Annotated in this window: 15 protein-coding genes and 4 pseudogenes; 3 read left to right on the top strand and 16 right to left on the bottom strand. The window is 63.2% G+C overall.

Annotated features, from left to right (window positions below; genetic code table 11):
- A pseudogene (locus BKP54_RS36845) lies at positions 1 to 215 on the top strand (sulfate ABC transporter ATP-binding protein); the annotation flags it as partial.
- 105 nt (positions 216 to 320) lie between these two features.
- Positions 321 to 1,685 carry an FAD-binding oxidoreductase gene (locus BKP54_RS29945; RefSeq protein WP_057208938.1) on the top strand — a complete coding sequence of 455 codons (1,365 nt, stop codon included), beginning with the start codon at positions 321 to 323 and terminating at the stop codon, positions 1,683 to 1,685.
- 15 nt (positions 1,686 to 1,700) lie between these two features.
- Here BKP54_RS29945 and BKP54_RS29940 read toward each other — a convergent pair whose 3' ends face one another.
- From BKP54_RS29940 to bcsN, 13 genes and pseudogenes are all read right to left on the bottom strand, one after another.
- A complete protein-coding gene (locus tag BKP54_RS29940; RefSeq protein WP_025428465.1) occupies positions 1,701 to 2,207 on the bottom strand; it encodes an RES domain-containing protein in 507 nt (168 codons plus the stop codon).
- Complete coding sequence (locus tag BKP54_RS29935) at positions 2,207 to 2,578, bottom strand: MbcA/ParS/Xre antitoxin family protein (protein WP_084815340.1); 372 nt, start codon at positions 2,576 to 2,578, stop codon at positions 2,207 to 2,209. The genes BKP54_RS29940 and BKP54_RS29935 overlap by 1 nt, the downstream gene beginning before the upstream one ends.
- Positions 2,579 to 2,639: 61 nt before the next feature.
- Positions 2,640 to 3,437 (bottom strand): crotonase/enoyl-CoA hydratase family protein, encoded by a 798-nt coding sequence (locus tag BKP54_RS29930; RefSeq protein WP_025428463.1) that lies wholly within the window; start codon positions 3,435 to 3,437, stop codon positions 2,640 to 2,642.
- Entirely contained in the window at positions 3,434 to 4,303 is an 870-nt protein-coding gene (locus tag BKP54_RS29925; RefSeq protein WP_025428462.1) for a hydroxymethylglutaryl-CoA lyase, read from the bottom strand. The genes BKP54_RS29930 and BKP54_RS29925 overlap by 4 nt, the downstream gene beginning before the upstream one ends.
- Positions 4,300 to 6,287: pseudogene (locus tag BKP54_RS29920) on the bottom strand (acetyl/propionyl/methylcrotonyl-CoA carboxylase subunit alpha). Before BKP54_RS29920 ends, BKP54_RS29925 begins: the two are co-directional and overlap by 4 nt.
- Positions 6,288 to 6,303: 16 nt before the next feature.
- Positions 6,304 to 6,687 (bottom strand): RidA family protein, encoded by a 384-nt coding sequence (locus BKP54_RS29915; protein WP_057208934.1) that lies wholly within the window; start codon positions 6,685 to 6,687, stop codon positions 6,304 to 6,306.
- A gap of 10 nt (positions 6,688 to 6,697) precedes the next feature.
- Positions 6,698 to 8,305, bottom strand: a complete 1,608-nt coding sequence (locus tag BKP54_RS29910) for a carboxyl transferase domain-containing protein (RefSeq protein ID WP_025428459.1) — start codon at positions 8,303 to 8,305, stop codon at positions 6,698 to 6,700.
- A 53-nt stretch (positions 8,306 to 8,358) separates the two neighbouring features.
- Positions 8,359 to 9,522: an isovaleryl-CoA dehydrogenase gene (locus BKP54_RS29905; protein WP_025428458.1), complete on the bottom strand. Its 1,164-nt coding sequence runs from the start codon at positions 9,520 to 9,522 to the stop codon at positions 8,359 to 8,361.
- A gap of 283 nt (positions 9,523 to 9,805) precedes the next feature.
- A pseudogene (locus BKP54_RS29900) lies at positions 9,806 to 12,015 on the bottom strand (cellulose synthase).
- Positions 12,012 to 13,067 carry a glycosyl hydrolase family 8 gene (locus tag BKP54_RS29895; RefSeq protein WP_025428456.1) on the bottom strand — a complete coding sequence of 352 codons (1,056 nt, stop codon included), beginning with the start codon at positions 13,065 to 13,067 and terminating at the stop codon, positions 12,012 to 12,014. The pseudogene BKP54_RS29900 and the gene BKP54_RS29895 overlap by 4 nt, the downstream one beginning before the upstream one ends.
- A pseudogene (locus tag BKP54_RS29890) lies at positions 13,064 to 15,411 on the bottom strand (cellulose biosynthesis cyclic di-GMP-binding regulatory protein BcsB). Before BKP54_RS29890 ends, BKP54_RS29895 begins: the two are co-directional and overlap by 4 nt.
- Entirely contained in the window at positions 15,408 to 17,588 is a 2,181-nt protein-coding gene (gene bcsA, locus BKP54_RS29885; RefSeq protein ID WP_057208928.1) for a UDP-forming cellulose synthase catalytic subunit, read from the bottom strand. Before bcsA ends, BKP54_RS29890 begins: the two are co-directional and overlap by 4 nt.
- 112 nt (positions 17,589 to 17,700) lie before the next feature.
- The gene (bcsN, locus tag BKP54_RS29880) at positions 17,701 to 18,678 is read right to left on the bottom strand and encodes a cellulose biosynthesis protein BcsN (protein WP_025428453.1); all 978 of its coding nucleotides are present in this window, start codon (positions 18,676 to 18,678) and stop codon (positions 17,701 to 17,703) included.
- A 620-nt stretch (positions 18,679 to 19,298) separates the two neighbouring features.
- On the opposite strand from bcsN, the gene BKP54_RS37205 reads away from it, so the two are divergent.
- Entirely contained in the window at positions 19,299 to 19,421 is a 123-nt protein-coding gene (locus BKP54_RS37205) for a hypothetical protein (RefSeq protein ID WP_025428452.1), read from the top strand.
- Positions 19,422 to 19,791: 370 nt separating this feature from the next.
- Here the strand turns inward: BKP54_RS37205 and BKP54_RS29875 are convergent, their stop codons facing one another.
- From BKP54_RS29875 to BKP54_RS29865, 3 genes are all read right to left on the bottom strand, one after another.
- Positions 19,792 to 20,379, bottom strand: a complete 588-nt coding sequence (locus BKP54_RS29875) for a gluconokinase (protein WP_057226796.1) — start codon at positions 20,377 to 20,379, stop codon at positions 19,792 to 19,794.
- Positions 20,380 to 20,457: 78 nt separating this feature from the next.
- Positions 20,458 to 21,153, bottom strand: a complete 696-nt coding sequence (locus BKP54_RS29870) for a class II aldolase/adducin family protein (protein WP_057208924.1) — start codon at positions 21,151 to 21,153, stop codon at positions 20,458 to 20,460.
- A gap of 20 nt (positions 21,154 to 21,173) precedes the next feature.
- Positions 21,174 to 22,619: an FGGY family carbohydrate kinase gene (locus BKP54_RS29865; protein ID WP_057226875.1), complete on the bottom strand. Its 1,446-nt coding sequence runs from the start codon at positions 22,617 to 22,619 to the stop codon at positions 21,174 to 21,176.
- Positions 22,620 to 22,684 lie beyond the last annotated feature (65 nt).

Raw genomic sequence — 22,684 nt, 5'->3', positions numbered from 1 at the left:
GCCATCTCGAACTCGACCTCGGCCGCAACCATCCGCATGCCGAAATCGAACTGCCGCCCGAACGCACCACAACACAGGACCGCGCAAGGGTCGCATTCCGCCCGACAAAGTGGAAGTTGTTCAGGGACGAGAAGGCGGGCAACGAGGTGCCAAGCGCAGACGTCGAGGCGGAGGCGCCGGTCCAACCGTTCGAACTGGCACGCACCGGGACCTGACGGCTTCTCAGCGCCCGATCCTCATCTCGCCTCCAAGCCATTTCCCGTTTCTGCCGAGATGCGCTACAGCACCTCATGCGGTGAGAGAAGCGGGAGACGAGGCGCATGTCCGTTATTGACGATCTGAAACAGGCACTCGGCGATGCCGTGCTGACCGGCACTGACATCGGCGAGCGCTATCGCAGCGACGCCAGCCTCACCGGACGTTATCTTCCGAAGGCCGTCATCCGCCCTGCGAACACAGAGGAAGTCGCAGCGACCCTCCGCATATGCAACGCCCATGGCCAGGCGGTCGTCGTACAAGGTGGGCTGACCGGCCTTGCCGGCGGCGCGAACCCGGACGAGGACGCGATTTCCATCTCGCTCGAACGCCTGACCGGCGTTGAGGAAATCGATCCGCTTTCCGCAACCATGACCGTCCTTGCCGGCACGCCGCTCGAGGTCGCCCAGCGCGCCGCCGACGATGCAGGCTTCCTGCTGCCGATAGACCTCGGCGCCCGCGGCTCCTGCCAGATCGGCGGCAATCTCGCCACCAATGCCGGCGGCATCCGCGTCATCGGCCATGGCGTCACGCGTGACAACGTCCTGGGGCTTGAAACCGTGCTTGCCGATGGCACGATCCTCTCGTCGCTCAGCAAGATGATCAAGAACAACACCGGCTATGATCTGCGCCAGTATTTCATCGGTTCGGAGGGCACGCTCGGCGTCATCACACGCGCCGTCCTGCGGTTGAAGCCGCGGCCGTCCGGACGGCTGACGGCGCTCTGCGCGCTTCAGACCTATGACCAGGTCGTCGCCTTCCTGGCGCGAGCACAAAGAGGACTTCCTGGCCTCTCGGCCTTCGAGGCCATGTGGGAAGACTATTTTCACTTCAACTGCGAGGCGGAGGGACAGCGCTTTTTCGAGACGTCCCCCGCCTTTGCGGTGATCGTGGAACAGGATGTCCAGGGCCACGAGACCGACAGCGAGGAATTTGAGACCTTCCTCGGCGCCGCACTGGAAGACGATGTCATCGTCAATGCTCTGATCGCCCAGTCGGAGAAAGAAAGCCGGCTCTTCTGGCAGGTGCGCGAGGGCCACGCGATGGACCGCTTGCTGCCGGCGCTGATCAATCTCGACGTCAGCCTGCCGATCGGCGAAATCGGCCGTTTCGCGGCCGAATGCGGCGCGGCGCTCGCCGCCCGTTTCCCGCAGGCGCACATCTCCTTCTTCGGGCATGTTGCCGACAGCAATCTGCACATCGCTTTTTCCACGCCGGGAAGCGACGAGAGCACGCAGCACGCGGTCGACGGCATCGTCTATGACATCGTTCGGCGCTATCGCGGCTCGATCTCCGCCGAACACGGCATCGGCACCTTGAAGCGGGAGTTCCTCGGCCATTCGCGAAGTGCGGCTGAGCTTGAGGTCATGCGCCGGATCAAGCACGCGCTTGACCCGAAGGGCATCCTGAACCCCGGCAAGGTTTTTTGACTGGGCGTATCGGCCTCAGAGCCAGGACGCCGGCGTCTTCGGCAAGCGGCTTTCCGGATCGATCACCGTCAACTCCGCCCCGCCGGCATTCCATCGCCAGAGCGCGACGCAGCTGCCGCCCGGGGACATGAAGGACGGGTAGATCAGCCCATCGAAACCACGGCTGGTCAACTCCGCCTGCAGACGGTGCGTCGCCGGCACCACGCCTTGATCCAGTGCGTCGCGCCACTCCTCCCGGTGGATATCATCAGTAACGCCGAAATCCGCAAGCACATCCGGCGCCATCATATCGGCCAGCCACGCATGCCGCAGTTCAAGCTGAGCGATCAAAGCGGGATGCTGGACAAAGCTCTGGTTATATTCCGCCCAGGCGGTCGACAGTTCGCGCGCCGCGTAAATCGTCGGCAGGCCGACCGGGTTCCAGCGGCCGCCGAAGCGCGCGGCACCATCGCCCGAAAGCGGAGCGTGGGCCCAGCGGGGCACATAGGCGCGCCAGAGGCGCACCGGCTCACTCTCCGACATCAGGCGTAGACACCCGAACGCACGGCCTCGAGATAGGCAAGCACCTTGTCTGCCTTGCCCTCTCGGGCAAGATCATAGGCAGTCTTGCCCGCCCATCCGGGGATCGGCTGGTGCTTGAACCAGATCACGGCCCGGCTCTCGTCGCCCGCCATTTCGGCAGCCATGGCGAGGATACGCACGACTTTGCTGAGAGCCGCGTCGACCTTGCGCGCGCTCGACTTCGCCGTCAGCGTGTTGCGTGCGACGTCGATCAGCTTCGCCAGTTCCGCAAGTGTCACGCCCAGACGATCCGCGACCAGCCGGGCAGACAGAAACGACGACTGGCTTTCGCCGAAATGGGAGGCAGAGATGTTGAAGCCGACGGCTGACATGGCGCATTCCGATCTTATCTTGATCATCACCTGATCAAAATAGGCTCAAAATCTGCTCAAATCAAGGAAGCGATGCCTGTCGCCAAGAGGGCTCGCGCCGTTCGAAGAAGGCGGCAACGCCTTCGCGCGCCTCATCGGACTCCCAGCAATCGGCAAGCTGCTCGATCGTCGCGGCAATAGTCTCTTCGGTGATCGGCTGTCCGAGCGAACGGGCAAGCCGTTTCGCCCGTCCGGTCGCACCGGGCGCTGTCTGGAGATAGGGTTCGACCTCGGCCGCAATTGCCGCATCAAGCGCATCGGGGGCAGCAATGGCCGTCACCAGACCGGCATCCCTTGCCTCTTCGGCGCTGAACAGGCGTGCGGACATGAACAGAGGCCGCGCCCTGCCCTCGCCGATGCGGGCAACGACGTAGGGGCTGATGGTCGCCGGAATGAGGCCGAGCCGGGTTTCGGTCAGGCCGAAGCGCGCATCGGACGACGCAATGACGGCATCGCAGATGCTCATGAGGCCGACGCCGCCGCCGAAGGCATTGCCGTGCACCCGTGCGATGACCGGCTTGGCGATCTCGTTCAGCGCCTTGAACATCAACGCCAGACGGGTCGCCTCGGCGATCCGGGTCGGCCGGTCCGCGTCGAACTGCTCGCGCATCCAGTTGAGATCGCCGCCGGCGCAGAAACTGCGGCCTTCGGCATCGAGCACCACGACGCGGACGGTGACATCCACTGACAGTCGCTCCGCCGCCTCAGTCAGTTCACCGATCATGATTGCGGAAAGCGCGTTGTGCTTCTGCGGTTGCGCCAGCGTCAGGCGGGCGACGCCCTTCGCATCGACGGCGTATCGGATCGTTTCGAACATCAGCCAGCACTCCTCAGCGATCGTGCGAAGGCGGCCGCATCTTCGAGCCTTGCCGCATCCAGCCCCGTCGAAAACCCGCGCCCGATGACAAAGGCATTGACATCAAGCGTATCGACATTCCCTGCGGCGCCCGGCGCATAGGGGCAGCCGCCAAGGCCACCGGCAGAAGCGTCGAAGACACGCAAGCCGCGCTCGAGCGCGACTCCGATATTGTCGAGCGCTCGCCCGGACGTGTCGTGAAAATGGCCCGCCAATTGTTCGGCCGGAACATGAGCCAGCACGGCCGCCAACATCGCGTCGACCGCCTCGGGCGTGCCGCGCCCGATCGTGTCGCCAAGGCTGATCTCGTAACAGCCAAGCACCATCAAGGCGGCGGCCACTTGGGCAGCGCTCTCCGGCGCGATCGCGCCTTCATAGGGGCACTCGACAACGCAGCTGACATAGCCTCGCAACGGCACAGCACTGGCGCGGCAGGCCTCTGCAACCGGGCGAAAGCGCTCGATGCTTTCGGCAATCGAACAATTGATGTTCTTCTGCGAGAAGGTCTCAGACGCCGACGCGAAGATCGCAACCTCGTCGGCCTTGGCCGCCAGAGCCGCATCGAAGCCCTGCAAGTTCGGCGTCAGCGCCGCGTAGCGCGTACCCGGTCGACGCTTTATCCCGGCCATGACAGCCGACGCATCCGCCATTTGCGGCACCCATTTCGGGCTGACGAAGCTCGTGACCTCTATGCGCTGGTAACCACAGTCCGACAGCAGATCGACAAGGTGGATCTTGTCCTTCGTGTCGACAAGCCGCTTCTCGTTCTGCAAGCCGTCGCGTGGCGCCATTTCGACAAGTGTGACATGTTCTGGCGCCAGCACGCTCATTCGCTGCGCTCCGGTTGCAACACGACGAGGATCGCGCCGGCGCTTACCTGTTCGCCTGGCGTTACCAGCGCGCTCTCGATGACGCCCGCACGCGACGCTGCCAGCGTCAGCTCCATTTTCATCGCTTCCATCACCACGAGCGGTTGGCCCTTCGTGACCACGTCGCCGGCGCGAACATGGATGAGCTTGACGATGCCGGGCATCGGAGCGGCAAGCTCGTCCTCCGCCGCCTCACCGGCGTGGGCGGTGGCGAGCGCATCGGGAAGGCGAAGAACGAAGGTCTCGCCACTGACGAAGAGCGTGATGGTTTCATGCTCGCGCAGGAAGCGGAAGACGCGTTGCTCGCCGGAGATCTCCACACGGGCGCCATCGTCGAACCGATCGAGCACAAGCACCGGAAAGGTGCTTTCGCCAGCCCGCACTGCGAACTGATCGCGCCCGCGCGCGGCAAGCGTGACGACCGATCGCCCGCCGGCGTGGTCGACGGCAATGCTTCTATGAGCATCCCCCCAGATCTGCCAGTGACCGAGCGACGACCAGGGATCGTCGGATTTCATCGGCTGCAGCACGCCGGTGGCGGCGATCGCCGCCAGTGCCAGCGCCTCGTCACTCGGCACCACAGGCGTCGTCAATTGATCGATTGCCCGGTCGATAAGGCCGGTATCCGGCGCCCGGCGCGAAACTCGGGCTCTGCAGCGAGGCGGGCCAAGAAATCGAGATTGGTGATGGTACCGCCGATACGGCAGGCTTTGAGGGCGCTCTCCAGCCGCGCCAGCGCCGACGAGCGGCTCGGCCCGTGTACGATCAGCTTGGCGATCAGCGGGTCGTAGTAGGGGGCGATGACGTCGCCCTGCCGGACGCCGGCATCGACGCGGACGCCGTCTACAGGAAAATCGAGCGTTGCGAGCCGCCCGGTTGCCGGCAGGAAGCCGCGCGCCGGATCCTCGGCATAGATCCGTGCCTCGAACGCCCAGCCATCAATGGCGATTTCATTCTGTCGCTTTGGCAAGGCCTCGCCGACAGCGGCGCGCAACTGCCACTCGACGAGGTCAATGCCCGTGATCGCCTCGGTGACCGGATGCTCCACCTGAAGCCGGGTGTTCATTTCCATGAAATAGAACTGGTCCGGCCAGAGCCCGTTGGTGACATCGGCGATGAATTCGACCGTGCCCGCACCGACATAGCCGATGGCGCGCGCAGCCTTGACCGCGGCCTCGCCCATGGCGCGGCGAACCTCCGCCGTCATGCCGGGCGCCGGCGCCTCCTCGATCACTTTCTGATGGCGGCGCTGCAGCGAGCAGTCGCGCTCGAACAGATGCAGGATATTGCCGTGGCGGTCGCCGAAGACCTGGACTTCGATGTGACGCGGCTTGGTCAGGTATTTCTCGATGAGCACCGCGCCGTCGCCGAAGGCGGCTTCGGCTTCGCGGCGCGCTGCTTCAAGGGCCGCAGCAAACTCGTGCGGCTGCTCGACCTTGCGCATCCCCTTGCCGCCGCCACCTGCGCGCGCCTTGATGAGTACGGGAAAGCCGACGTCAGCCGCCCGGTCCGCCAGGAAGGATGGCTCCTGCTCGTCACCGTGATAACCGGGGACAACGGGCACGCCGGCCTGTTGCATCAGCGCCTTGGCCGCATCCTTCAGCCCCATCGCGCGAATAGCGTCCGGCGACGGGCCGACGAAAGTCATGCCCGCGGCCTCGACCGCCTCGGCAAAATTGGCGTTTTCCGACAGGAAACCGTAGCCCGGGTGAATGGCATCCGCGTTGACGGACCGAGCCGCAGCCACGATCCGCTCGATCGAAAGATAGCTCTCGGAGGCTGTTGGCGGTCCGATGCGGATCGCCTCGTCCGCCAACGTCACATGTAAAGCGTCGACATCGGCATCGGAATAAACGGCGACAGTGCGGATGCCCAGGCGCCGGGCCGTGCGGATGACGCGGCAGGCGATCTCACCGCGGTTGGCAATCAGAAGCTTTGAAAACATCGGCATATGGCCCGCCCTATTGTGCCGCGATCACTTCGACTTCGAGCAACCAACCGGAATCGAAGATGCCGGCAATCACCACCGTCATCGCCGGCGCGAGCGGACCGAGATATTCGGCACGGGCCGCGCGGTTGGCCATGGTGTGGTTGCGATCGGCGAGAAAGGCCGTCACCTTGACGATATCGGCCTTGCTCATGCCGGCGGCCTTCAATTGGGCGTCAATGTTCAGCCAGACCTGGCGCGCCTGTGCCTCGAAGCCGTCGGGCAGCACGTCGTCGGAATTGAGCGGCACCTGGCCGCTGACGAAAACCAGTCGCTCGAAATTCTCGAGCCGCACGGCTTGCGAATAGCCGCCACGGGGTTGCGGCGCATTCTTGGCGTTGACGTTTTCGCGCTTCATCGCGATCTCCCTACATTCTGAACAGGCCGAAACGCGTATCTTCTATTGGCGCATTGAGCGCCGCCGACAGGGACAACCCGAGAACGTCGCGGCTCTTGCGCGGGTCGACGACGCCGTCGTCCCAGAGCCGGGCCGAGGCATAGAGCGGATGGCTCTGGCGCTCGAAGAGATCGAGAACCGGCTGCCGGAACTTGGCTTCCTCTTCCTCGTTCCAGGGCGTTCCGGCGCGCTTCAGCGCCTCGCCGCGCACCGTCGACAACACGCCGGCCGCCTGTTCGCCGCCCATTACAGAAATCCGGCTGTTGGGCCAGGTCCAGAGGAACCGCGGCGAGAAGGCGCGACCGCACATGCCATAGTTGCCGGCACCGAACGATCCGCCGACCAGCATGGTGATTTTCGGCACCTGCGCCGTCGCCACGGCCGTGACCAGCTTGGCGCCGTGCTTGGCGATGCCTTCGGTCTCATATTTGCGGCCGACCATGAAGCCGGTGATGTTTTGCAGGAACACCAGCGGGATCTTGCGCTGGGCGCAAAGCTCGACGAAGTGCGCACCCTTCAGCGCCGATTCCGAAAAAAGCACGCCATTGTTGGCGATGATGCCGACGGGAACGCCGTGGACATGCGCGAAACCGCAGACGAGCGTGGTGCCGTAGCGCGCCTTGAACTCGTCGAAGCGGGAGCCATCGACAAGTCGGGCGATGACTTCGCGGATGTCATAGGGCGTGCGCAGGTCCGCCGGCACGATGCCGGCGATCTCCTGCGGATCGTAAAGCGGCGGCTCCGGGCTCTGCAATTCCACCGACGTCGGTTTGCGGCGGTTGAGTGCGGCGACCGCACGGCGGGCAAGCGCCAGCGCATGCGCATCATCGCGCGCCATATGGTCGGCAACACCGGAGAGACGCGTGTGCACGTCGGCGCCGCCAAGGTCCTCGGCCGAGACCACTTCACCGGTCGCCGCGCGCACCAGCGGCGGGCCGGCCAGGAAGATCGTGCCCTGACCCTCGACGATGATCGTCTCGTCCGACATGGCCGGCACATAGGCGCCACCTGCGGTGCACGATCCCATGACAACGGCGATCTGCGGAATTCCGGCCGCCGACATGTTGGCCTGGTTGTAAAAGATCCGACCGAAATGCTCCCGGTCGGGAAAGACCTCGTCCTGGTTCGGCAGGTTGGCGCCGCCGGAATCGACCAGGTAGATGCACGGCAACTGGTTCTCGGCGGCAATCTCCTGCGCACGCAGATGCTTCTTGACCGTCATGGGATAATAGGTCCCGCCTTTGACGGTCGGGTCGTTGCAAACGATCATGCATTCGCGGCCGGACACCCGGCCGATACCGGTGATGAGACCCGCTGCCGGCGCATCGCCGTTATACATGCCGTGTGCGGCCGTCGAGCAGATTTCGAGGAAGGGCGTTGCCGGGTCGATCAGCGAGGCGACGCGGTCGCGCGGCAGCAGTTTGCCGCGGCTGACATGGCGCTCGCGCGCCGTCTCGCCTCCACCGCCGGCCGCCATCTTGACGGCGTCCTCCACAGTCGTAATCGCCTCCGCCATCGCCGCCTGATTGGCCTTGAACACGTCGGACGAGGGCGAGATGTGAGATTTCAGAACAGTCATGAAGTCCTCATTCGATCGAGCCTGATTGTGGCTTCGGAGGTCTACCCTGGCGTCTATCTGGTCTCGGTGAACAGCTCGCGGCCGATCAGCATGCGGCGGATTTCACTGGTTCCGGCACCGATCTCGTAGAGCTTGGCGTCACGCAACAGCCGCCCGGCCGGATAGTCGTTGGTGTAGCCGTTACCGCCGAGCGCCTGGATGGCTTCGAGCGCCAGCGCCGTTGCCTTCTCGGCCGCATAAAGAATACAGCCGGCCGCGTCCTTGCGGGTGGTCTCACCACGATCGCAGGCTGCAGCCACCGCATAGACATAGGCGCGCGCCGCGTTCGCCGTCACATACATGTCGGCAAGCTTGCCCTGCATGAGCTGGAACTCGCCGATCGCCTGGCCAAACTGCTTGCGCTCGTGGAGATAGGGGACGACGACGTCAAGGCAAGCGGACATGATGCCGAGCGGTCCGGCGGACAGAACGACACGCTCATAATCGAGGCCCGACATCAGCACTCGGACACCGCCGCCTTCGTTGCCGAGAATATTTTCCGCCGGCACCTCGCAATCCCGGAAGATCAACTCGCAGGTGTTCGAGCCGCGCATGCCGAGCTTGTCGAGCTTCTGGCCGGTGGAAAAGCCAGCAAAGTCTTTTTCGACGAGGAAGGCGGTAATTCCGCGCGGACCGGCACTTGGGTCCGTCTTGGCGTAGACGACCAGCACGTCCGCATCCGGGCCGTTGGTAATCCACATCTTGCCACCGTTGAGAACGTAGCGGTCGCCGCGCTTCTCGGCCCGAAGCGTCATGGAAACGACGTCGGAGCCCGCTCCCGGTTCGGACATGGCGAGTGCGCCGACATGTTCGCCGGAGATCAGTTTCGGCAGGTAGCGCGCCTTCTGCGCCTCGTTGCCGTTGCGGCTGATCTGGTTGACGCAGAGATTGGAATGGGCGCCGTAGCTCAAGCCGACGGAGGCGGAGGCGCGGCTGATCTCTTCCATGGCGACGCAATGGGCGACATAGCCCATGCCCGCACCGCCATAGGCCTCGTCGGCGGTGATGCCGAGCAGCCCGAGATCTCCCATCTCACGCCAGAGTGGCGTCGGGAAAGCGTTGTTGCGATCGGTTTCCGCCGCCAGCGGCGCGATACGCTCAGTCGCAAAACGGCGCACGCTATCGCGCAACGCGTCAATGTCCTCGCCGAGCGCGAAGCTCAATCCGCCCTGAAACATCTCTCGTCTCCTCCCCTCGACCCTATCAGTGATCTCCTCACCACCAACTGGCCGGTCTGCGCTCCATCCTCTACGCGCAACGCGGCGATTGCAATGATATCAACGCCGCGATGTCGAGCGACGATAACACCGCGTCCCGCTAATTTCCTTCCAAAGAGGAAATCCGGGAAGCACGATCTGCAAAGTTTAGGAACGTTTGGCGATACATCCGCTGCGTGAAGGTGCTTCGGCCAATCTGGCTCGCGGCAACTGTCGTGTCGCGACGGAATCGCTTGCGAAGCGTTTACTTGTTCGGCCAGATCTCCTGCGCCTTGCCGACATCGGCAAGGCCGCGCTGCGCCTCACGATTGCCGGTGGCAGCGACTGCCTCGAAGATACGTCGGGCTTCGGCGTAATACTTGAGACTGAGATAGGCGTAACCGCGCAGCACCATCAGGTCGGACCGCTGCGTCGAGATCTGCCCCAACTGATCGAGAAAAATCAGCGTCTCGCGATAACGTTTGGCATCGAAAGCGGCAATCGCCCGGTCGGCGAGGATCGCGCTCTGGAGTTCTTCGGCCCGACCACGGCTCTGTGTTGATTTCGTTGCGGCGACCGCAGCCTTGTTGGTCAGCCCGGCCCTGAGATAGGCGAGGCTCTGGCCATAAGCGGCATCTTCGCGCATTTGCAATGCTGGTGCCTGCAGGGCGACCTCGAAGGATTCGGCCGCTTCCAGCGGGCGGTTCAGATCCATCAGGCACCAGCCGCGCGTCAGCGCGCCTGCGGCGACAGCCGCGCCGGGTTGATGGTCGTCCGGCATCCCGTTACCGCCCTGCCGGCCGCTTGTGGTCGGCGAGCAACGGCAACCGGCTGCTCGACCACATAGCGTGTCGTCGTTCGTGGCGCGGCCTCCGTCACGACTGCAGGTGACCTTCGCTCCGCATCAGCTATCGGTGCCGGCTCTCGCGCAAGCGGCTGTTGTTGCCGGGCGATGGCGTCGCGCCGTTCCTCCTCGGTCTCGCCGAGGAGGGCGATGCGCTCCGAGCGCCCCGCCCAGAGCCGCTGGATCTCGGCGACGCCGGCAGCATCGCCCAGCTGGTTGCGGCTGAGCGCCAGGCCATAGGCCGAAGGTTCGTCATCGGGCTTCCAGCGAAGCGCGGTGGCAAACCATTGTGCGGCCGTCGCCGGTTGTTCCATGGCACGGGCATACCAGCCGAACTGCTGCGCCGTGGCCGGATCACGCCCTTTGGTCGTCTCCTGCGCGATCCGGGTCAGTACTTCCTCGCTCAGCGTGACCGGTGGCTCGATCGCCAGCAGGTTTGCCGTCGCGGCAAAATAGGTCGCCTTGGCATCGGTCGACGTATCGCGCCAGGGATACAGTACTTTTTCCGCATCCTCATGCGCCTTGCGGGCGATCAAGGTCAGCGCCAGGCCTTGCGACGCGGAGGCTGAATCTTCCTTGTCGTGGGCGCGACGGAACCATTGTTCGGCCGCGCTGATATTCTCCCGGCGAAGCTGGTACCAGCCCAGGAGCAGCGCGTCACTCGCCATGCCCTCGGTTTCGACCAGGCGTTCGAGGCGCTGGATATATTTGGGATCGACCGCCAGCTTGCCATCCGCGTCGCCTTCCGCAACGAAGCGGCGCGCCAGGTCGTCGCGAATGCTTTCGAACTCGGCAGCGCCTCCAGGTGCTGTCCGTTCGTGGGCCAAAATCTCCTGCGCCATCTCATAGGGCAGTCCGGAAACCGCCTTCTGCACCGTCGCCAGCCGCTCCGGAGCGTTCTCGCAATTCTTCAGCACGTAGAGATAGGCGTCTCGGGCGCGATCGGGACGTTTGGTCTCGGTGAAGGCATCGGCCACCCGCCACAGCACATCCACTTCCGAGCACGTCAACAGGCTCGGTGTGCTCGCCGCAACCTCGATGACCGTCTCGTACTGCTTGAGATCGGAGGCATTCACCAGGCGCGCCCGTGCTTCGGCGACGTTCAGCCGCTCGAGCAGATCGGCCGGCGGTTTCCAGGCGGCCTCGCTTGCCTGGCGCTCGGCGATCGCCTTTCGAACCTCGGCGTAGCGCCCCTCCGAATAGAGCTGCCACATCGTTTCGAGCTGGACATCCTTGTTACGCGGAACCGCAAGTGGGTCCTTGGGCGGCGTCCAATCGGGATAGAGCGCCCTCAGCCGTGATATCTCGGCCTGCAGTCGAGCGGTATCACCCTTGCTGGCGAAGTAGCGCAGTGCCGATTCGTCTACCACCGGCGCCGTTGCCTGCGACCGCCTCGCATCGGCGGGCTGCGTATTCTGCGTGACCTGCCGAAACTCAGGCGCTGCGCCTCTCGAACCTCTGTCCACGACACCGAACGACGCCTCGTCGGGAAGCGCGCCTCCGTCAGGGCCCGTCGCTGGCGCACCGGCGTTGCCGGCCCAATTCTTGCGCAGAAGCCCATCGTCGGTAAATCCGACAATCCCGACCGCCGTGAGGATGATTCCGGCGATGACAACGGTTGAGGACTTCATAGACACTCCGGACGCTTCTCCTTCGCATAAGACAACCCGAGGAGGTGCAGTGTCGAAGGGTAATATTGCGTCGGGCTGAACACCTTGACGCTGTCGGGCAACGGAGCCCGCTCCATGAGACAGGCCAGAATATGGTTAACAAATTGATAACCGGGGTCCGTCAGCGTCGCCCGAACAGCCCCTGTCGTTACGTCGCTGATGAGCAATTCGCCATTGGCACCAAGCATGCCCTGCCGCAATCTTGAAAGCAATTCGGCGTCATCGATGTCTGCCCGAACCAGGTAGAGCGGAATGCGCAGCGAATTGTAGCCGAATTCCGCCGGGAAGCCCTGCGCCGCCTTCAGGCGCGTTTTGGCGCTGATCCAATCGGCCGGCATCTTTCGCGGGCCGAGCTGCAGTTGATCAAGCATCTTGCGACCATCATTCGCCAGCGCCGCCCATATCGGCGAAGGCGCGACGCGATCAAGGACAGGGAAGGCCTCGAAGATCCAGTAGGAAGGGTTGACGACGGGACCGTCTTCGCGATCGGTTGCGGAAAAACCGGCAACCCCCGGCAGCAGCAAGGTTCGGCCGCCGTAGTCGATCACGGTCCGGTCGAGGATTGCTTTCGCGATCTTGGAGGCCGCCGAGAGGTAGTCCTTTCGCTTCCACCGTTCGCCGGCAAGCGTCAGCGCATAGGCGATCAGGATATCGCCGTCGGTCGCATTGTTGATATCGATCACATGCGGCTTTTCGCTCGGGCTCCATTTCCAGGCGGCAAGTCCGTCGTCGCGCAAAAGCAGCTCGCGACGGGTAAAGGACCAGATCAGCTCGAAATCGGCAGCGCTGCCGGCAAGCACCGCCAGCCACAAACCATAACCTTGTCCCTCGCTGTGGCTGATGCCGCCGTTACCGTCATCGATAATGCGCCCACCGGGATCGAGGAACTTTGTCTTATACTTCTGCCAATCCTCGGCGCTCACGGTCTCGCCCCGTCCCTGGGCTGCCGCGCGCGTCTGAGGCAGAGCGACGACAAGAGCCAGGGTGAGGAGAAGAACCGTGCGCCAGATCATGGGCGGCGCCCGAGCCGACTGAGCATGGATGACGTGGCGAGGCCCAGCAGCACCGATAGTGTTACGAGCAGCACGGCGTAGAAAAGAATGTTGCTCGACAGCCAGTTGGCAATGATCAGCCGGTAATTGCCAAACGAGGCCGGCCTTGTCTGCACGAAACTGAAATTGGCGACCGGCACCACCTTGACGGCGTTGGTTGCCGGCTCGTAGGTCGAGATGTGCCCGGCGATCTCTCGCCATTGATCGATGTCGGCAAGTGCCGACACCCCATCGCTCAACTGTTTGGCGGACGGCGCTGCAACCAGCGTCCACGTGGCGTCATCCGTGGGGTTTGCCCCTTGAGCGAGGAGCAAGGTTGCCGTTTCCGGAGGGACAAAATCGCTTTGTTCCTGCGGCAGAATGCGTAGCGAACTCAGGGAGATGTCGAACTCCTGCTTTACCCAATCCTGAAGAGCCGTGATCTGGGTGCGCCAGGCGCCGCCACTCAGGCGCGTCTGCCATTCATCGATCGCCTTCTGGGTATCCGCGCCGCGCCCGACGGCCTGTGCGCTGCCCCAGGACATCTGGCGGCTGGGATCGATACCGACTTGCGTCAGCACAGTTTTCGGCAATTCGGGCAACGTACCGATGAAGAGCGCATTGCGCGTGCCAGCGGCCAAAGGCGAGGCAATCATCTCGACCGCGATCGGCCGCCCGCCGGCCACCCCCAACCGTGCCAGGAACGTGGCAGCGGCCGACAAGGTGTCGGCATCGGCCCGGTCAATGAAGAGCGGGATCACGCCCGCGCTGTTGCGATAGGGTGCCGCCGCGCCCGACATCGCGGCGAGATTGGGCCGCCGACCGATCCGCGCGAAGTTGGGCATATGAAGTTCGGACGTGTCGAACAGTGCAAAACGCGGATCCGTCGAGGCTGGCGCACCCGGCGCACAGGCCTTGTCCTGCTCCGTCAAAAGCACGGCCTCGAGCTCGATCAGGTTGGGCCCGGGCTTGAAATGGCGCATGGTCACATTGATCGGCAAATGCCGCAGGATGCCGCCGGTCGCCGAATCGAACGGGACCGTCGAGGCGATGTTGCCGTTGACATAGATGTCGATCCGGCTGCCGGGCCGCACCGTCTCGGTATAGGCCGCATCCAGCAGGATCGTCGCCTCGCCATAGGCGTCCGCATAGAAATCCGACGGGACTGCCACCGAAAACCGGGACCGGAAGCGACGACCGGTGAATTCGCTGGTCTCGACGCGAGCTCGGAGAAACGCAAGCGCGTGTTGCCGGCAACGACAGGTGTTTCCGGCAAAAGCCAACGTTCGGTGTTGATGACGTCGCGGGGGACATTGCTCGGCCGGTCCATTGGCTCGGCGATAGCCTCGATCGCGGCCTGAACGGCCGGCCAGTCGGGGCCGCTGAGAACCAGAACCGGCGCATTCGTCTCGCCATCGCGGACGAAGGCCGCAACCGACCCACTGGCAGCGCCATCGGGCAGCGAAGGGAGCAGCGGCGATACCTCATCGACGGTGCCCGCAATCACGGTCAACTCGCCGGGCTTGCCCAGCTCCGGCAGTCCTTCGCTGAGAATGACCCGCTGCGCCGGCATATGGCCGCGCAGGGCCAACCCCTGTGCAAGCCGCATCAGGCCCGCAGCGCGGCTCGGCTGCTGCATTCCCGGAACGACAAGATTGAACTGCGTGTGTCCCCTGTCGTCCAGACCGACGGCGCGGATATCGTCCACGCTCGCAAATGCCGCGCTCTGCGCATCCGCAAAGCTGATGAAAGCCGTCTCCGGCGCGATTTCGGTCCAGAGTTCATAGGTGGATTCGATGGTGCAGTCGGTACGGTGGTGCTGCTGCACCCGAAACCTGATGTCATTGGAACCGGCCCGCAGCAGACCGGCCGGCAGTGCGTAACTCCGGGTCTCGGCGGTGCCCGACGCCTTGATCGGCCCCTCGCCGACCAGCTCGCCGTTGACGAAAACCGAAAGGGACGAAGCCTCCGGCGCGATCACGATCGCATTCTGATAACCGAAATTCAACGTTGCAGCCGATTGTGCCTGGGCCGGCGTCAGATACATCGACCAGGCGCGTTCATCGACCTCACCGGTGAGCGACAGCGCGCTGAAGGGAATGATGTACCGCCTGAAACCATCGGGCCCGCCGCCAACCGCTGCGGGACTGCTTGCGTCCGCGCCGGGCTCGCTGGTCGGCTGGCCCTCATCCGTCCCTTCCGGCAGTTCGATAGACGGCTCGACGGCCGGCCGCTCCGGCGACATGTCGAACGGGTTCGACTGCGCGAACGTCTGTGTCGTCGCGGCAAGGAACATGATGAGGAGGGCAACCTGCATCCGCTTCATCGCCGCGCCTCCGCTTGCCTGTCGGAGGAGCGCAAGCTGCGCGCGAAATAGATCAGGCCGCGGCTCATCTGATAGAAAGCCAGCCACAGGAACCAGGCCGTGCCTGCGACCAGTCCTGGGTTTCCGCGCCGCGCCTTCTGGAACTCGCTCCATTGCTGGGAGTTCGCAAAGATCAGATCCGCCACCAGACTGTGGTGACGCGCGACCTGCGGCAGATAACGGCAGCCGATCGTGGTGATGTCGCCGGCACTCTCCTTGTTCTTGATCGCGACCGGCAAGGTCTCGGAGGTGCCATCGCCACTATAGGGCTCGAAGCGAATGAGCCCGTCCGTGTCGACGGGTAGCGTCGCCGCATCGACGCCATAGACCTGAATTCGGGCGCCGTTGGCCGATACGTCTTCGATCGTTGCCGGATACCATTGATCTGCGACACCGAATTCGCAGCGCCGGCTGACCTTCACGCGCCGCGATGACGCCTTTTCCCCGCGTTCCGAGACCACGCCGAGCGCGCAGCCCGCCATGATCAGATTGAGGAGGTTCCAACCTCCCACGACCAGGGTTACGTCAGCCTTGTAGGGCTCGGTGTAGACCCGGTAGACCGTCATCAGAAGGGCGATGAAAAGCACGGCGAAGATGACGAAGAACGGTCGGCTGATTTCCGACAGGCGGCTCTCCAGGATCGACTCGTCCTTGGCCGTCACCTTGAAGGTCGGCCGGCTCGGGCGCATCAGGACCGAGATGACCGCCGGCAGCAGATGCACGGTCTGGGCATATTCGTAGAGCTCCGAGATCCACGGCCAACGGAAGGCGCCGTAGAGATAGTTCTGCATCATCAGGTTCACGAGCATGTAGGCGAGCGTATAGGCAAGGAACTCACCACCCGACGCGGTGAAGATTTCCAGGTCGAAGAACAGATAGAACAGCGGCGCAAACAGAAAGATCGTGCGCGACACCGGGAAGAGCCAGAACAGCGTCGACGACATGTAGCAAAGCCGCTGCGGGATCGACAGCCCGCGCTTGAACAGCGGAAAACGGAACAATAGGATCTGCATCATGCCCTGCGCCCAGCGACTGCGCTGGCCGATGAAGCTGGCAAAGGTTGCCGGTTGCAGCCCGGCGATTAGCGGCCGATCGACATAGATGCTGTTCCAGCCGCGGCCGTGCAGCGCCAGCGCCGTTTCGCAGTCCTCGGTGATGCTCATGCCGCTGAAGCCGTCGGTATCATCGAGCGCCTTGCGCCGGAGCACGGCAGCCGAGCCGCAGAAGAAGGCCGCGTTCCACTTGTCGAGGCCGCGCTGGATGATGCCGTAGAACATTTCGTTCTCACTCGGCATCTTTTCGAAGGTTCGCAGATTGCGCTCGAGCGGATCAGGATTGAGAAAGAAGTGCGGCGTCTGCACCAGGAAAAGCTTCGGGTCGCTTTCGAAATAGCCCACCGTTTCCAACAGGAAATCGCGAGCTGGCGCGTGGTCGGCGTCAAAGACGGCGATCAACTCGCCGTCTGAATGCAGCATGCCGTTGTTGAGATTACCGGCCTTGGCATGTTCGTTGCGCTCGCGGGTCAGGTAGCGCACACCGAGATCGTCGCAGAGAGCCTGCAATTCCATATGCCGGGCCGAGGCGCGCTGCGCCTCCACCAGATTCATCGAGTAGCGCTTTTGCTGGGTGCCGCCATCATCAAGCAGCCAGACCTGCAGCTTGTCGGCCGGGTAATCCATGCCTTTGGCGGCAGCCAGCGTATTGGCCAGCAACCCTGCATCCTCGTTATAGGACGGCACGAAGACGTCGACCTTCGGAAACGCCCCCGGCGAGATGGCCTTTGCCTTGCGCGGCGGCAGCGGCATCGCGACGACGAACAAGCTCAGCGACAGCATCATCACGCTGTACATTTCGGCGAGGTAGAGCAGGAAGCCGGGAATGAAGTTCTCAAGCTGGTTCAACGGCGGCAGCGTGCTGGTCGTGCGCCAGTAGACATAGCGAAGCACGATAGCCGTTCCGAAGGCGAGCGCGATCAGGCGCCAGCGACCTTCGGCCTTGATGAGCTTCAGTATCGCCATGAACGTAACGACGAGCACGCTCACGATCAGCTGGGTCTGAAGATTGACCGGCAATGTGATGACGGCAATGACGCAAAGGGAGAAAAACGCCCACGCTGCAACGGGACCGATCTTGCTCATTCATTCTGCCTTCCAGCATTCGGCATCATGCCACTGGTATCGCTTGACCTGACTTCATCTGGGCTTTTGCAAGCCCGATACGAGCCCATACCAAACGATCGTTAGGAGCTGATTAAGGACAATTGCCCCCCGCCGGTGCATCGCAGGCAGGTAACGGCACAATCACGGTCGCTCCAGTCTTTGCCGCGCCACCCGGTTCCGGCAACCTGATCGAATTCGCCGTCGCCGGCACGGCGACTGGCTGCTGACGCGCGGGTTGCTCGACGCGGACCACGCGCCTGGTCGGCGCAGGCGCCGTCATCACGGTCACGGGTCGCGTGTCAGTGGGCGCCGGCTCCTTGCGGTAAATCGGGTTGCCAACGCGGCCGATGCCCGCCTCCAGCGGCGGCGGGGCGCCGTAAGGGTTCCAGGCGGGATCGCCGAATGTGCCGACGATCGTATAGCCATAGACGGGTGCGAGAAGGTCGTTTTCGCTTGCGCCAGTTGCGCAATAGCGGAAGCGGATCTGAATGGTGCCGTAGCCTTTAAGGGGAGAACGATGATTTTCCGCCCCGCGTATCTGCTGCCAGGCGAAAATGCAGGCGTCGTCGCCGCGGCCACGGCCATAAGCATAACCGAAGGGCCCGTAATTGTTCTGCAGAAAGTCCGACGACTGCTCCAACGACACACCGGGAAGCGCACGCCGCGCCTGCCGCATCATCTCGGAGCTCCTGACCGCAACGTAGCCGCTGCTCTTCTGCTGGTCGAACCTGGTCTCCATCGGCCCGAAGAACTGCGCGCGCAGGAAGTTCTGCCCCGGCGTCGCGGCCGAAGTGTAGAGGTAGATATCCTGCTCGATGGCGTTGGTTCTTCGCCGCTCGACCACATTCAGAACGGCGGGCCCGCCTGGCGGCGGCAGGATCAGCGCATTCTCGGCCGGAACAATCGTCGCATTGGTCGGCGTACCGACGTCATTGTGCGTCGCGCAGCCGGACATGAGGAGGCCTGCCGCAAGCAGAGCTGTAGGCGCGACCACGCCCAGCGGCTTGTTGGTGATCGTGGAGCGGTCGTCCGATACGTCGAATCGCCTGCTGAAAAATCGTCCTGCCATGCCCGAGCATTAGGTGATTCAGGCAATTTCGCAAACCCGCAAAGGATAGGGGATGGCTTTTCGAGCTCTGGTGGCGGGGTGACCGTTGCAGCTATTGCAGTTGGCACAGTAGCCCCGCGAAAACGCGTCCATCAGCGGTCGCCAACTCGGGCAATCCGGCGCAACCTACAGAGCCATTTCAGATCAACCGCCGCGAGCCCGCCGCTATGTTGAAAAAGGCGACATAAACGGCGCTACAGGCGCATAGCTATCGCGCCTCACATACAAAGACCGGGTGAAAATCGGAAAAATACTCAAATAAATTCTTTCGCCGAACAGGTAATAATAGAAAACATCAGAAGCGATGCAATCCATGAAGATTTGCCGCAGCCAGACGTTTACTTATTAATATCCGAAGCGCAGGATAGAAAAACTTTCTGCGTACAAAATCTTTGGTGAAGCTCATCTTCAACAAAAATCTGCGCCGAGATTTACGCTGAAATAGATTTGATCCACCTGATCGAATTCTTGAACGAGCCAAAGCCTCTGCTGCGGGTTCCTTTGAGGCATTTTCGTCATCGCAGCGTGCTGCCCGCACCGTCCGGCGGCCGTCGCAAGCAGAGTGAAAATTGGAGCTCGCCATGCGAAGCCTACTTCCCGCCCGTTTCCATGACTACGATTTCACCCCCATCTTCGTGGGTGCCGGGTTTACTCTCGCGATCGCCGTCATCGCCTACGGCTCCTTGTTTGGTCGCATCCTCTAGCGAGGCGCACCAACAGCAGGCCTGTTTATGCGATCTGCGTCTGCAGCCACACCTTGAACAGCAAGGCACGCCGCGTTTCTGGCTTCAACGCCGCTTGGACAACGCCATGATCGGAACCATCGGATGTCAAGCCCATGGGCGCGGCCAGCCACGCCTATCGCTCTCACGCCCGATGTGCCGGCTTTGATCAAATCCGTTTGTGGCACTGAACAAAAGCCGGGGAGACCGATAGACAGGGCTGCTAGCATCCAGACGGTCATCAATAGCGGTACTGCCGGTTTCACGGTCGGCACTGCTGCACTTGCGGTGCCTTTCCGACACCCGGTCGGAGCTGACACAGCAATTGCTGGAGATCCAGATGATGACGGGTCTAGCGCGATCCGAATGCGGTATCAGATGACGCAGCATTGTTCGACAAACCCAGGCCGTCGAGTGCGGCAAGCGTTGCCTTGACCACGTCGACCGTGGGCTGATCGACATCGACGACGACCGTGAGCGGCTCGCCGATCGGCTCTTCAAGCGTCGCCAACTGCGTGTCGAGCAGTGACGCCGGCATGAAATGCCCCTCGCGGTGTTGCATTCGGCCGGCGAGAACGTCGCGGCTGCCATGGAGATAGACGAAGACCAGATCTCCCCCTGCATTCTCGCGCAACAGATCGCGATAGCTCCGCTTCAACGCCGAGCACGAAACGACGAGCGGGTCGGCGCTCGAGGAAAGCTGCTTTCCGATCTCACGGAGCCAGGGCCATCTGTCCTCATCGGTGAGCGGGATGCCGGCTGACATCTTGGCGATATTGGCTTGCGGGTGCAAAGCATCGCCTTCGATGAAGCGATAGCCAAAGCCCCGTGCCACCGCCTCGCCGACAGAAGTCTTGCCGCTGCCGGAAACGCCCATGACGACAATCGAGCAACGGAACCTCGGCGCATGACTACGGGATGACATATCGGGGCTCGCCATGGATCGCTCGTCTCTCCGGTGCCTAATCGCGACGTCGCTGATAGCGCTGCACCAGCAACGACACAAGCCCGGCTGCTGTCAACTGGCGGCCCGCGGGCGAGCGAGATCGTTGACGCCCTCATCATCAGGTGCCTGGCCATAACTCATCCGGCGCATCTGGGCGATCACCCGCTGCATCTCGTCGTCGGGCAGAACCGGCGGCTCGCCGAGCGTGAGGGCCTGGACATACATGCGCGAGAGGGTCTCGATTTCGATCGCCATCCACAATGCCGATTCCAGCGTCTTGCCGAGCGAGATCTGACCATGCTGACCGAGCAGGCAGGCGGTGCGGTCCTTGAGCGCCACCAGCGCGTTGTTGGACAGCGCCTGGGTCCCGAACGTCGCATATTCGGCGCAGCGGATCGTCGTGCCACCGGCAATGCCGGTCATATAGTGGAAGCTGGGGATGGTTTTGTGGTGGCAAGCAAGCGTGGTGGCATAGATAGAGTGGCAATGAAGAACCACGTTGATATCCGTGCGCTCGCGCAGGATATCGCGATGGAAACGCCATTCGGATGACGGTCGAAGGCCTGTGTAGTTGCCCTTAAAATCCATCTCGACCAGATCTTCCGGCTGCATCGTCTCATAGGCGAGCGACGAGGGCGTGACCAGGAAACCATCGCCGATGCGCACCGACAGGTTGCCGGCCGTCCCCTGGTTGATGCCGCTCGAATTCATCCGGCGGCAGATATCCACCATCTCGCGGCGAAGGGAGAGTACATCGGGCTGGTTCATCAGTCGTTCCTTTCGAAGTGTCAGTGGAAAACGGGTTCGGCTGGCTGACGCGCCCTCGCACGCCACTCAGTCGCGTAGTCGGAGATCGCAGCCGTGAGTGATGCGACATCGCTGGCCTCGGCCAGCGAAAGCGGCGCTGGCCGCCTGCGGGAATGTTGGCCGGCAAGCAGGGCCGCGCCGGATGCAACGCCGTAGGCATCGAGATTGAACCGGACCTGTCGGTCCGGCAGCAGTGCGGCGACAAGGCGGGCATAAAGCGGGTCGCCCAGGAAGCTGCCGTCGAGAACGACCAGAGATCCCGCCCCCAGGGCCTCGATGCATTCGGCGGTCAAGAGCGCACAATAGACGAGCGCCACCGCCTTCCGCTCCATGGCAGTCTCCGGCTTCGGCCCTGATATACGTCCCTGCCCGGCGCTGCCCGGAAACAAGCCGTTGTCGTCGCCGAAGGAAGGCAGCGCCATCGTTCTGCCGGCGATCAATCGCCGGACGATCTGTTCGGGCACAGGGTCGCTTGGTTGCCCGGGGCCGGCCACCAGCGAAAATTCTCGCCCGCCCATGGTCAGCACGCCACCGAGCGGATTGCCGAAGACGTCGCTGTTCAAGGTCATGCCCCTGTTTTCTTCGAGCTTGTCGATCGAGGTCTGACCGGAGAAACCGACAATCCAGGTGCCGGTGGAAATGACGGTGAACTCGTGCAGTCCGGCGGCATGATAGCGGTAGTGGTTGAGGCTGCTGTCATGCGCACCGACCAGGATACGAAGCCCCTGCGGCAAGCCGTGACGCCGCGCCAAATCTGCGCGCACCGGCCCGAGATCCTGCCAGGCGTCGGCGAAGGGCGGCATCAGCCGGCCCCAGCCACGCGCCGCGACGATCGGTGCGAAATGCCGCTCCGCCACGTTCCAGAGATGCGACTGCGCGCCAAGCAGGCTCGCCTCCGAGGTCGCCACGCCCGAAAGCCGCCATGCCCAGTATTGCGGCAGACCGAGATACCAGCGCGCCCGCGAGAAGGCTTCCGGTTCGCACTCCTGCATCCAGTAGAGCTGCCGGGCCTGATGGGTTGCCGCATGCATCGTCGCGCTGCCGCGGTCGAAGAACGATCCGGACAGCGGGACATAACCGGCTTTGATCGCCTCCGGCAGCGGCTGTTCATAGTCGATCATCGGCAGGGTGGCGCCCTCGCCGATCTCGGGATCGTCACCAACAAGGACGCCTCCGGAACCGTGTCCGGAGGCAACGAAGGCCGAAAGTGGGTGACGCCGGCAGAGTTGTCCGATGCCGGAAAAGACCCACTCGCTAATGGCGCCGAGATCGTGATGGCGCCAGGGTGGTCCGGGCAGCACCGGGTTGGGGATGCTGAGCGTCTCAAGCACGACACCATCTGCCGTGACGGCATTGAGCTTGACGTTGGTCTTGCCGACGTCGAGCACCGCGATCGTGCCCTGCTCGTTGCGTGATGGTGTTGGCATGATGTCCGCACCTCCCGTCACATGCCCGGCCGCCAAGGATCGGATCGCCGCCCAATTTGAGCGTT

The sequence above is a fragment of the Ensifer sp. 1H6 genome, assembly GCF_001976035.1.
In the GTDB taxonomy this organism is placed as follows: domain Bacteria; phylum Pseudomonadota; class Alphaproteobacteria; order Rhizobiales; family Rhizobiaceae; genus Ensifer; species Ensifer canadensis.
The sequence above is the reverse complement of the archived record's forward strand: the minus strand, read 5'-3'. Positions and strand labels throughout refer to the sequence as shown.